The 13,160-nt window shown below is 47.0% G+C and carries 8 protein-coding genes; all 8 read left to right on the plus strand.

The window, feature by feature from the left end; all coding sequences use genetic code 11:
• Positions 1-219: 219 nt before the first annotated feature.
• The 8 genes from BMW45_RS29095 (at position 220) to BMW45_RS10875 (ending at position 13,138) form a co-directional block, all read left to right on the plus strand.
• Positions 220-4,542 (plus strand): collagen-like domain-containing protein, encoded by a 4,323-nt coding sequence (locus BMW45_RS29095; protein WP_278320788.1) that lies wholly within the window; start codon positions 220-222, stop codon positions 4,540-4,542.
• Positions 4,543-5,572: 1,030 nt separating this feature from the next.
• Positions 5,573-6,415 carry a 5-dehydro-4-deoxy-D-glucuronate isomerase gene (kduI, locus tag BMW45_RS10845; RefSeq protein WP_092243275.1) on the plus strand — a complete coding sequence of 281 codons (843 nt, stop codon included), beginning with the start codon at positions 5,573-5,575 and terminating at the stop codon, positions 6,413-6,415.
• A 225-nt stretch (positions 6,416-6,640) separates the two neighbouring features.
• Positions 6,641-7,312 carry a response regulator transcription factor gene (locus tag BMW45_RS10850; RefSeq protein WP_092243277.1) on the plus strand — a complete coding sequence of 224 codons (672 nt, stop codon included), beginning with the start codon at positions 6,641-6,643 and terminating at the stop codon, positions 7,310-7,312.
• Positions 7,313-7,339: 27 nt separating this feature from the next.
• Positions 7,340-8,878: a sensor histidine kinase gene (locus tag BMW45_RS10855; RefSeq protein ID WP_092243281.1), complete on the plus strand. Its 1,539-nt coding sequence runs from the start codon at positions 7,340-7,342 to the stop codon at positions 8,876-8,878.
• Positions 8,879-8,973: 95 nt separating this feature from the next.
• On the plus strand, positions 8,974-9,165 hold the full coding sequence (locus BMW45_RS10860) for a YjfB family protein (RefSeq protein ID WP_166433319.1): 192 nt from the start codon (positions 8,974-8,976) through the stop codon (positions 9,163-9,165).
• Positions 9,166-9,667: 502 nt separating this feature from the next.
• Positions 9,668-10,486 carry a flagellin N-terminal helical domain-containing protein gene (locus BMW45_RS10865; RefSeq protein WP_092243283.1) on the plus strand — a complete coding sequence of 273 codons (819 nt, stop codon included), beginning with the start codon at positions 9,668-9,670 and terminating at the stop codon, positions 10,484-10,486.
• Between the two features lie 91 nt (positions 10,487-10,577).
• Positions 10,578-11,912 (plus strand): glycosyltransferase family 2 protein, encoded by a 1,335-nt coding sequence (locus BMW45_RS10870; RefSeq protein WP_092243286.1) that lies wholly within the window; start codon positions 10,578-10,580, stop codon positions 11,910-11,912.
• Between the two features lie 20 nt (positions 11,913-11,932).
• Positions 11,933-13,138 carry a sugar phosphate isomerase/epimerase family protein gene (locus tag BMW45_RS10875; protein ID WP_092243289.1) on the plus strand — a complete coding sequence of 402 codons (1,206 nt, stop codon included), beginning with the start codon at positions 11,933-11,935 and terminating at the stop codon, positions 13,136-13,138.
• The last annotated feature ends 22 nt before the right edge of the window (positions 13,139-13,160 follow it).

Consider the following 13,160-nt stretch of genomic DNA (forward strand, 5'->3'; position numbering starts at 1 on the left):
CATTCTAATATGTTCCTTTATGGATTTTTAGAAAGGGTGTCGTAGTATGCAATATGCCAGTGATGGCTATGAAATTAACCCGGCGGCGACAATACAGGAGTGTTCAGGAAAAGTTTGCAGATGTAACAGAGGATGCTGTTCTATGGGGCCTACAGGTCCAACAGGTCCCCAAGGTCCACAGGGAGTGAGAGGTAATACAGGACCGGAGGGCCCTGCTGGTTGCCAGGGGCCCAGAGGGTTAAACGGCTGTCCTGGCCCAACAGGTCCAACAGGTCCGACAGGTCCACGGGGGGCAAGTGGTCCAATGGGCCCGAGAGGAGTAGTGGGTCCAGTGGGTCCAACAGGTTCGACGGGACCACGGGGAGCTACAGGTTCGACAGGTCCGCAGGGTCCAACAGGTTCACGGGGGCTATAGGGCCAACAGGTCCGCAGGGCGCCACGGGACCGGCAGGTCAACAAGGGGCAACCGGTCCAACAGGTCCGCAGGGAGCAACTGGTCCATCAGGTACGCAAGGAGCTATTGGTCCGACCGGCCCAACAGGGCAGCAGGGAGTTACCGGTCCAACAGGTCCACAGGGGGACACAGGTCTAGCTGGTCCGCAAGGTGTAACGGGTCCAACAGGTCCACAGGGAGACACAGGTCTAGCTGGTCCGCAAGGTGTAACGGGTCCAACTGGTCCACAGGGAGACGTAGGCCCAACAGGGCAGCAGGGAAACACAGGTCCAACAGGCCCACAAGGTGAAACCGGTCCAACAGGACAGCAGGGAGATATTGGTTCAACGGGTCCACAAGGTGTAACCGGACCAATAGGGTCACAAGGAGTCACGGGCCCAACCGGTCCAACGGGCCTGCAGGGAGAAACAGGACCAACAGGTCCACAGGGAGACACCGGTCCAACGGGTCTACAAGGTGATATCGGTCCAACCGGTTCAACTGGTCCAATGGGAGTACAGGGAGATACCGGCCCAACCGGTCCGCAAGGAATCACCGGCCCAATAGGCCCACAAGGAGCTACTGGCCCAATCGGTCCGCAGGGAGACACCGGTCCAATGGGTCCACAAGGAGTAACCGGTCCGACTGGTCCACAAGGAGATACAGGTCCAGCAGGTCTGCAAGGAGTAACCGGCCCACAAGGAGCTACTGGGCCAACAGGTCCGCAGGGTGTAACAGGTCCAACGGGCCCGCAAGGAGTCATCGGCCCAATAGGTCCGCAAGGAGACACCGGCCCCACAGGTCCGCAAGGAGCAACCGGCCCGATAGGCCCGCAAGGAGATACCGGCCCAACGGGTCCAACTGGCCCACAGGGGGATATCGGTCCAACCGGTGCGCAAGGAGACATAGGCTCAACGGGTCCGCAAGGAGTAACCGGCCCAACGGGTCCACAGGGAGACACCGGCCCAACGGGTCCACAGGGAGTTATCGGCCCAACGGGTCCACAAGGAGTAACCGGCCCAACGGGTCCACAGGGAGACACCGGCCCAACGGGTCCGCAAGGAGTAACGGGTCCAACAGGCCCGCAAGGAGTAACCGGCCCAACGGGTCCACAGGGAGACACAGGTCCAACGGGTCCACAGGGAGTTATCGGCCCAACGGGTCCACAAGGAGTAACCGGCCCAACGGGTCCACAGGGAGACACCGGTCCAACAGGTCCGCAAGGAGTAACGGGTCCAACAGGCCCGCAAGGAGCTACCGGTCCAACAGGTCCGCAAGGAGTAACCGGCCCAACCGGCCAACAGGGAGACACTGGCCCAACGGGTCCGCAAGGAGTAACCGGCCCAACGGGTCCACAGGGAGACACCGGCCCAACCGGTCCGCTAGGTGTAACGGGTCCAACAGGCCCGCAAGGAGTAACCGGCCCAACGGGTTCACAGGGAGACACGGGTCCAACCGGTCCGCAAGGTATAACGGGTCCAACAGGCCCGCAAGGAGACACAGGTCCAACCGGTCCGCAAGGAGTAACCGGCCCAACCGGCCAACAGGGAGACACTGGCCCAACGGGTCCACAGGGAGACACCGGCCCAATTGGTCCACAGGGAGACACCGGCCCAACTGGTCCACAGGGAGTTATCGGCCCAACTGGTCCACAAGGAGTAACCGGCCCAACTGGTCCACAGGGAGACACAGGTCCAACCGGTCCGCAAGGTGTAACGGGTCCAACAGGCCCGCAAGGAGCTACCGGTCCAACAGGTCCGCAGGGTGTAACAGGCCCAACCGGCCCGCAGGGAGTTACCGGTCCAACCGGCCCACAGGGAGTCATAGGCCCAACCGGCCCGCAAGGAGTTACTGGTCCAACAGGTCCACAGGGGGATACCGGTCCAATCGGACCGCAGGGAGTCATAGATCCAACGGGTCCACAGGGGGAAACAGGTCCAACTGGCCCGCAGGGAGATACCGGTCCAACGGGTCCACAGGGAGACATGGGTCCAACTGGCCCTCAAGGAGCTACTGGTCCAACGGGTCCACAGGGGGAAACAGGTCCAACAGGACCGCAGGGAGTCATAGGTCCAACTGGTCCACAGGGAGTCATCGGCCCAACCGGTTCGCAAGGAGATACCGGTCCAACGGGTCCACAGGGGGATACAGGTCCAACAGGACCGCAAGGTGTCATAGGCTCAACGGGTCCACAGGGAGATACGGGTCCGACAGGTCCGCAAGGAGACACCGGCCCAACGGGTCCACAGGGAGATACCGGTCCAACGGGTCCACAGGGAGATACGGGTCCGACAGGTCCGCAAGGAGACACCGGCCCAACGGGTCCACAGGGAGATACCGGTCCAACGGGTCCACAGGGAGTCATCGGCCCAACTGGTCCACAAGGAGTCATCGGCCCAACCGGTCCACAGGGAGACACCGGCCCAACGGGTCCGCAAGGAGTAATCGGCCCATCGGGTCCACAGGGAGATACCGGCCCAACGGGTGCACAGGGAGACACGGGTCCAACAGGCCCGCAAGGAGCTACGGGTCCAACTGGACCGCAGGGTATAACCGGCCCAACAGGCCCGCAGGGAGATACGGGTCCAACCGGTCCACAGGGAGTCATAGGCCCAATTGGCCCGCAAGGAGTTACTGGTCCAACCGGTCCACAGGGGGAAACAGGTCCAACAGGCCCGCAGGGAGTCATGGGTCCAATAGGTCCAACAGGCCCGCAAGGAGTCATAGGCCCAACAGGTCCACAGGGGGAAACAGGTCCAACAGGCCCTCAAGGAGCTACGGGTCCAACAGGCCCGCAGGGTGTAACCGGCCCAACGGGTCCACAGGGGGACACGGGTCCAACCGGTCCGCAAGGTGTAACGGGTCCAACAGGCCCTCAAGGAGCTACGGGTCCAACAGGCCCGCAGGGTGTAACCGGCCCAACGGGTCCACAGGGAGACGCGGGTCCAATAGGCCCGCAAGGTGTAACGGGTCCAACAGGCCCGCAAGGAGACACGGGTCCAACCGGTCCGCAAGGTGTAACAGGCCCAACAGGCCCGCAGGGAGCTACGGGTCCAACAGGGCCGCAGGGAGTCATAGGTCCAACAGGTCCAACAGGTTCGCAAGGAGTCACCGGTCCAACTGGCTCTCAAGGAGCTACGGGTCCAACAGGACCGCAGGGAGTCACAGGTCCAACTGGCCCGCAGGGAGATACCGGTCCAACAGGACCACAGGGAGTCATAGGCCCAACAGGCCCGCAAGGAGTTACCGGTCCAACCGGTCCACAGGGGGATACAGGTCCAACAGGACCGCAGGGAGTCATAGGTCCAACCGGTCCAACAGGACCGCAAGGGGTCATAGGCCCAACGGGTCCACAGGGAGACACGGGTCCAACAGGTCCGCAAGGAGTCACCGGTCCAACTGGCCCTCAAGGAGCTACGGGTCCAACTGGTGCGCAGGGTGAAACAGGTCCAACTGGCCCGCAGGGTGTAACAGGTCCAACAGGACCACAGGGAGTCATAGGCCCAACCGGCCCGCAAGGAGTCATTGGTCCAACGGGTCCAACCGGTCCGCAAGGGGTAATCGGCCCAACGGGTCCAACCGGTCCACAGGGTGTAACCGGCCCAACCGGTCCAACAGGTCCCAATTTTGCTACAAATGGCTTTTCCGCGTTCGTTGCTTCCCTGTCAGTATCAACAGATACGCAAATAACAAACTGGACCACGACTGCTCCTTATTATGGGAATGCAAATTTTAATGCAGCAACAGGAAACTTTACTGTATCTACAACAGGAAGATATTCTATTAAGGCAACTATTAACTACTCCACAACAGCAGCCATAACGGGTTCAATTGGAAACACTATTAATCCGTCCTTTGCAGTATCAAGGACATCACCTACAACTACTGTGATTGTGAGCGGGTTATTCCCCGTTTTAAACATTAACGTAACTCTCCTGACGTTGAGAGCCGTATTAGGTAATGGAACGGTTACCCTGGCTTGCGATGCAGCATTAAACAGTGGTGACGTAATTGGTTTGTTTTATGTATCAAGTGGTTTATCCTTAACTCTCAATCTTGGAGGAGCCAATACTGGAGGAATCATATGGTCTGTTCATCAGATTGCATAGTATAACAGAATTGCAATATTAAATATTTTATAAAAGTTATCTCGAAGTTTATCCAAATACTACATGTAATTAAAGAATACGCCATAAACTTCGGGATAACTTGTTTATTGTAGATCCTCTAACACCTCCTTCTCATGTCTATGGATTTTTTTCTAAATCTATATTAATAGAAAACAAAAAATTAAATTATCCCCACAATTCTAAACAATGTTCCATTGTATAATTTTCGCATGGAGATATTTATTGTAGAAAAGAAAAGTTTATGCAATCACGGAGGACGGACATCATGGTTAAACAAAAAAATACAGATTGCAGGTAGAGGTAAGCTTATTTTATCTGTAAGTGTTTTGATTTTCAGCATAATTTTCCTATTGACGACGTTTTTTGTACATGTTTGAATCGTGCATATCAGAATTGGATTGACTCAAGATATCAAAGTTACGATGCAAATATTAAAACAGTGGTGGAAAGTCTTGTAAGCGCATAAGAGGTCAACTATAAACGCTATGAAAACGGTGAGATCACAGAGCAGGCAGCGCGTAGAAATGTGGAGAGTATTGTGCGGACACCCGTTATGATGATGGAGAAGGTTATTTCTGGGCAGATACACCTGCCGGGTGTGTGCCTCAAGTAGGTTTCAAACCAGGCAAGGTATGTGCGTGAACTTATGGAATCAGTGGAAGTCACATCCCGTAAACAGACCATTGCCATTAATCACGTGTATTACAGCATTACGCAGATATCTGCAGTAGTTCAGAGCAATTAGCCACTGCCAAGCAGAGCTCTGCTTACAGTGAAGAGCTTTCCACACAGGCCAATTTACTGCGTGAAGAAGTAAAAAAATTTAAAATCATTAATCGTAAATAAGAAAGTCATTCAACAAACATTTGTTCATTTTCCAGGTTAAAAATAGGATTTTATGTTCTTTTTGACGATTTATCCAAGAAGATATTGAATTAAAAATCTCCTTATGATACGATGAAGCTGGTCAGTTATTTCTAAATTAATTATATAAGGAGGTTTTTTATAAATGGATATCCGTTATTCAGCAAACCAGAAGGATTTCAAACGTTACACAACAGAAGAAACCAGAAATGAGTTTTTAATTGAAAATTTATATGTTGCCAATGAGGTAGTTGCAGTATATTCTCACGTAGATCGTATGGTTACCTTAGGCTGCATGCCAACAACAGAGACAGTTTCCATAGACAAGGGCATTGATATCTGGAAAAATTTTGGTACAAGCTATTTCCTTGAGAGACGTGAGGTTGGTATCTTTAACATTGGCGGCGCAGGAAAGATCGTTGCAGATGGGGAAGAATTCAAGATGGGATATAAGGACTGCTTATATATCACCAAGGGAACAAAGGAAGTGACTTTCTCCAGCGAAGATGGATCCAATCCGGCTAAATTCTACATGGTGAGTGCTCCTGCTCATAAAGCATGTAAGACCACATTCATTCCTATTGAAAAGGCAGCTAAGAAGCCTCTGGGCGCTATGGAAACCTCCAACAAGCGCGTGATCAATCAGTTCATCCATCCGGACGTACTGGAGACCTGCCAGTTGTCTATGGGTATGACTGTTCTGGATCCAGGCAGCGTATGGAATACCATGCCATCCCATACTCACGAGAGACGTATGGAGATTTACATGTATTTCGAGATTCCGGAGAACAATGTAGTATTCCATATGATGGGCGAAGGCAATGAGACTAGACACATTGTTATGCAGAATGAGCAGGCAGTAATCAGCCCATCCTGGAGCATCCATTCCGGTGTAGGTACCAGCAACTATACCTTCATCTGGGCAATGGGCGGAGAGAACCAGGCATTCGATGATATGGACACCATTCCTACAACTGAGTTAAGATAATTTATTTTTATAATAAGGCAGATGCGCTATTCCCAGTGCATCTGCCTTTTGTTTTGCCGGAATCGGAATATCGTTTCTAGGTCAGGGGAATAATCTGGTGATCAGCTATTTCTTTTTAAATCGTGTGAAATCTCTGTGAAAATGTAGAAATACGCCTTTCCATTTGATACAATAACACTAATAAATACTTTGTGATTTAAAGGATCTGATTTCAGGAGGTTATATATGGAACAGTTAAAGATATTGGTAGTGGATGATGAAGCCAGAATGAGAAAACTGGTAAAGGACTTTTTGAGCGTTAAGGGTTTTTCCGTAGTCGAGGCTTCCAACGGCGAAGAAGCTGTAGATATCTTTTTTGAGCAAAAAGATATTGTGCTGATTATTCTGGACGTGATGATGCCTAAAATGGATGGATGGGAGACCTGCAAAACAATCCGAAAATATTCCCAGGTTCCTATTATCATGCTGACTGCAAGAAGCGAAGAACGTGACGAGCTACAGGGCTTTGATCTGGGAGTAGATGAATATATCTCAAAACCTTTCAGCCCAAAGATTTTAGTGGCCCGCGTGGATGCCATATTAAGACGCAGCAATGCTGTTCCCGCGGATGCAGTGGAAATAGGGGGGATCTGCATTGACAAAGCGGCCCACCAGGTTACCATTGACGGAAAAGACATTGACTTGAGCTACAAAGAATTTGAACTGTTGGCTTATTTCCTGGAAAATCAGGGAATTGCCCTATCCAGGGAGAAGATACTGAACAATGTCTGGAATTATGATTACTTTGGAGATGCCCGGACCATAGATACCCATGTAAAAAAGTTGAGAAACAAGATGGGAGATAAGGGAGACTTTATAAAGACCATATGGGGAATGGGATATAAATTCGAAGTATAAGGAAAGGATACCATTAGAGGTGATTAAATGAAGCATTCCATCAGGGCACGTTTTGCCATAATTTTTGTATGTCTGATGGCCTTGGTCCTAATTTCTACATGGTTTGTAAACAACTGGTTTCTAGAGAGCTTTTACACCAATGATAAGGTGAACACTCTGGAGAGAGCTTATACGCAGATCGACAAGTTAGTAGCACAGGCGAATGAGAGCGGGAAAGGGATCATTGATTATTACAAGGATTCCTATGACCCGAATTTTAAAAATGAAGGTCCGGCTCAGAAGATGTTCCGTACCATGGGAGAAAAATATAATCTGATGGTGGTGTTGATCGACAGTTCTACAGATGAGGCCCTCATGTTCACAAACGGGGATCAGCTGTTTTTGAAGAACAGGGTAGAAGCATATATATTCGGAAAGAACGTGCCGGAAGCCAGTATTTTAAAAAAGCACGACAATTACATTGTGCAGAAGACGTATGACAGGCGTTCCGATTCTTATTATTTGGAAAGCTGGGGGTATTTTTCTGACAATAAAACTATTTTCCTCTTATCCGTCCCTCTTGCCAGCATTACGGAAAGTGTGGATCTGGCGAATCGGTTTCTCGCTTATGTAGGGGTGGTGGCTCTGCTTATAGGAAGCATAGTTATATATTTTACAACAAAAAGAATTACTTCTCCTATCCTACAGCTTGCCAACTTGTCAGAAAAGATGTCGGCATTGGATTTTGATGCCAAATATATCGGCACAGAGGAAGATGAAATCAGAGTGCTTGGAAACAGCATGAACAAACTGTCCAACACCTTAAAAGATACCATCGGGCAGCTGCGAGCTGCCAACGAAAAGCTGCAGAAAGATATTGATGAAAAGATAAAGATTGATGAAATGCGAAAGGATTTTATCGCCAATGTTTCCCACGAATTAAAGACACCCATTGCACTCATCCAAGGATATGCGGAGGGTCTCACGGAAGGGATGGCGGAGGATCCGGATAGCAGAGATTATTACTGCGGGGTCATCATGGACGAGGCAGGTAAAATGAATACCATGGTACGCCAACTCCTTAATCTTACTGCCATAGAATTCGGCAATGACAGCATTCAGTTGGAACGTTTTGATCTGACGGAGCTGATCCGGGGCGTCATTAATTCGGCTGGTATTCTAATCCAGCAGAAAGGGGCAGAGGTGAAGCTGGAGGATTGCGGTCCAATTTATGTTTCTGCCGATGAATTTAAAATAGAAGAAGTCATTACAAACTACTTAAATAATGCGCTGAACCATTTGGAGGGAGAGCGTAAGATCGTATTTACGGCAGAGGAGAATGGAGAGGAAGCTCTTGTAACAGTATTTAACACTGGTCAGAATATTCCGGATGAGGACTTGCCAAAGATTTGGACCAAGTTTTTTAAGGTGGATAAGGCGCACACCAGGGGTTATGGGGGAAGTGGTATTGGCCTTTCTATTGTTAAGGCTATTATGGCTTCCCATAATAAGTCCTGTGGTGTTCGAAACGTGAAGGGCGGTGTGGAGTTTTGGTTTACTTTGGATTGTTATAAAGAAAATTCGTAGTTTGTTATCTAAGAGAAGAACTTTGTCGATATAGTAATAAGAAGATGGACCAGGAATTACCGAAAGGCGTATTCTTAGAAAGGAGAGTGAAAGGAATGGATATAGGCGTATTAAGCATGGAGATGAGTCTTGCAAGAGTACAACAGAATGCAGGAATCAGCGTTGCAAAGAAAGCTATGGACTCTCAGGAAGTTGCAGCTGAAGGATTACTTAAGATGGTGGAGGCAGCGATTCCTAAACATATGCCCGGGAATGGGATTGGGCAGTTTGTGAATACAAGGGCCTAAAAAGAAAGAAGTTAACTATACTCTGATAGTAAGACACAGGGGCAGTTAATTGTGGACGGTAGTAAACCTATTACAGCATATAATTGTCGAAAAGATGGTGCTTTTTATTTTGCTTTGAGGTAAGAGGTGTTTTTTGGACTTTCTTTATTATGGCAATGAAGACTACTGGCAATAGCCCATCACAACACTGAAGTAATACTGGAAAGCTATAGTATTAATGAAAAATATAAATGTAATAAAAAAATTTAAAAAAGACTTATCTTTTATTCTCATTAGTACGATAGAGTATGTGAAAGGAAGTTATAAAGAACATATACTTAAATTCATCTGAATTTTATGTTTCGTACGCTTCCAGAAGATACATGTATCAAACATCAGGAATCACCCCTGCGGTCGGTACCCCGCAAGATTCCACAGCAGTATTTTTACTTCCTAATACAGGAAAACACACTAAACAGGGAAAAGGAATTCCCTGAAAACACATTCAAGGAGGAAATTTAATATGAGAATTCAGCACAATATTGCAGCATTAAACTCTCACAGACAGTTAGGAACCAACAATACAGCAGTAGGCAAGAACCTTGAGAAATTATCTTCTGGTTACAGAGTTAACCGCGCAGGTGATGACGCTGCAGGTCTGGCTATTTCTGAGAAGATGAGAGCACAGATTACAGGTCTTGAAGTTGCTCAGAAGAACGCTAATGACGGTATCTCTCTGGTTCAGACCGCTGAAGGTGCTTTAACAGAAGTTCATTCCATGTTAAACCGTATGGTTGAGCTGGCTAGCCAGTCTGCTAACGGAATTTATGCTCAGAAAGACCGTGACAATCTTCAGGCTGAAGTTACAGCTTTAGCTTCAGAAATTGACAGAATTGCTACAGAGACTAATTTTAACGGACAGAAGCTGTTAGATGGTACTGCTGACTATGATCTTCAGATCAGTGATGATGTATCAGCTACTGGCCAGATCAACGTTAAAATTGGTACTGCAATGAATACTGCAGGTCTTGGAATTAATAACATTAGTGTCGCAGCTCAGGATGACGCAAAAGCTGCAGTTACAGCTGTTAAAACTGCAATTGACAGCGTATCTACTACACGTGGTAACCTTGGTGCAATCCAGAACCGTCTGGAGCACACCATCAACAACCTTGGTGTAGCTCAGGAGAACATGACAGCTGCTGAAAGCCGTATCCGCGACGTTGACATGGCTAAAGAAATGATGGCATATACAAAGAATAACATTCTTGTTCAGGCATCTCAGGCTATGCTTGCTCAGGCAAATCAGCTTCCTCAGGGAGTATTACAGTTATTAAAGTAATCAATCATTTTTATTATTAAGTTTAACTATACTTCCCTCGGAAGAACATTCTTCCGGGGGAATTTTATCATGAATCAGGAGGAGTTTTAGTATGAAGATTGTGACTCGGCTTTCCCAATGTATGATTGTTAAAAATGAAGAGAAGAATATTCGTCGTGCTTTGAGCTGGGGAAAAGGTATTGTATTTGAGCAAATCGTTGTGGATACCGGCTCTTCCGACAATACTGTTGAGATTGCAAAAGAGATGGGAGCAAAGGTTTTTCATTTTGATTGGAATGATGATTTTTCTGCAGCTAAGAATTTTGCCTTGGAGCAGGCGAAAGGAAACTGGATTGCATTTCTGGATGCGGATGAATATTTTTCTGACGAAGAGACGAAAAAGCTCCTGCCCCTATTAAGAAGACTTGATAAAACCCTTTCCCCCACCTTACGGGCCGTGGCATTAAATTGTACAATGGCTAACCTCGATGATTCGGGAGGAGTAATTAACCTGTTTTCTCAATGCCGGATTTTCAGGAACATTCCGGAACTTCGCTTTAAAAACAGGGTACATGAAAGGTTATCCCTGTCTGCTGATATAAAATTAACATCTCTTGATGCATCAGAAGAGCTAACAATTTATCATACCGGCTATGCTGAATCTGTCTACGAAGAGACAGGGAAGATAGATCGGAATATTACTCTTTTGAAACGAGAATTAGAAGAAAACATTTCAAACGGTGATACATGGTCCTATCTGGCAGATTCTTTTTATGCAGCCAATCGGCTTGATGAAGCGGAAGAGGCTTGTTTAAAGGCCATAGAGCGGGAAGAGTCTTCTTTTGACAAAAATAGAAAGAGGGAAGACATTACAAAGCTGATTAAGATAAAATATAGAAAGAATTCTGGACAGGAAGAAGATATCGTATCCATTTATCAGGTGGCAAAGGATTACGCAGGTTCCACCCCTGATCTGGAATATTGGACGGGATTATGGTTTTATCAGCGGGGAGAGAGGCAAAAGGCTAGGCATTATCTGGAACAGGCTTTGAATCTGCTTGATCAACAAAAAGGAGATGGCAAGGTAGCAATGGTGGGGAATCTTGCTGAAATATATCAGATACTTTTTGGAATCTGTAAAGCATACGGTACTCCGTCTGATGTGATCCGATATGGAGTCCTGGCTCTTAGAATGAATCCGTATCTCTTCCCTGTATTACTGGACATGCTGTTGCTTTTGAAACAGGAACCGGGTGAAGAAGAGACTGCTGGTGCTACCTTTGGCTTTTTGTCAAAGTTATATGACCTTTCTTCTTTTAAGAATAAGACTTTTTTAATAAAAGTAGCAGAAAAGGTTCCCTTTCCAGCGTTGGAAAAACAGATTTATCCCTTGATGTCCAAGGAAGAACAGGAAGTTTTTGCTGGAGTTGGTGAGATTTTTGGATAAAGTTTAATAAAGGAAAAAACATGTTGGAAATTGGCGTACAGTCCAGAGGGATTATCAGAGAAAGTGTAATAGAAGAAGGATATAAGAAAATTAAGCAGGCCGGAATCACTTGCGTGGATTACAATATTGTAAGTCCTGAAGACAGCACTGAGAAATTGGATATTAACTATTTTAAAAAACATCGGGAATGCGCGGAAAGGTATGGGCTAAGATTTTCACAAGTTCATGCGCCTATATTCAAGTATGATCCAAACAGACAAGATAAGATGGAATATATTCTGGAGGAAATGAAGAAAAGTATTGCCATATGCAACCTTCTCGGAAGCCCCTATTTGGTAATGCATCCGTTAGAACTGGCATTTGTGCTGGGGAGGGCGGAGGAGAAAAAAATAAATCTGGAGTATTTTGAATCACTGGCAGAAGAAGCCAGACGGCATGATGTAATGATATGCATTGAAAATATGCCTTACCGAAGAGCTGGAAGGGTATGGGAAGGTGCTTGCTCGGAGGCTCGGAAGACAGTGGAATATATTGATATATTGAATAAGAAAGCTGGAGAAGAACGTTTTGGGGCTTGTTTTGATGTAGGACATGCCAATGTGCTTGGGAAAAATCTTAAAGAAGAAGTGAGGGCACTTGGCTCTCATTTAAAAGTACTGCATATTCACGATAATGATGGAGTCACGGATTCTCACCAATTACCGTATAGCTTTTCTGATGCCAAAACCGGACTTTGTTCTACAGATTGGAGTGGCTTTTTATTAGGACTTAGAGAGATAAGTTTCGAGGGTGTGCTTAGCTTTGAAACTTACCGAAGTTTTACAAGTTTTCCGGGAGTACTGCAAGATTCGCTGCTTCAATTCCTTTACAGAATAGGAGCTAATTTTTCCTATGTCATATGTTTTAATCAACTATTAGATCAGATGGGTTCTAAAAAAAAGATATTGTTTGGAGCAGGCAGAATGTTTGATGTATACATGGGGGAAAGTGGAAAAAAACATCCTCCTGTTTTTGCTGTAGATAATAATGCTAGCCTTTGGGGAACTGAAAAGCTGGGGATTCCTATTTGTAATCCGGAAACTATATTGGAGGTTCCGGAAGATGAGAGGATTGTGATTTTATGCAATGCATATTATGAAGAAATAGCTAAACAATTAAATGATATGGGGATCAATCATTACGAATTGACAGAAGAAATAATGAGAATGAACGGCAAACCGATTTAAATGTGGAAAAAAGCAATCAAAG

Origin of the sequence: Lacrimispora sphenoides (genome assembly GCF_900105215.1) — a bacterium.
Classification (GTDB): domain Bacteria; phylum Bacillota; class Clostridia; order Lachnospirales; family Lachnospiraceae; genus Lacrimispora; species Lacrimispora sphenoides_A.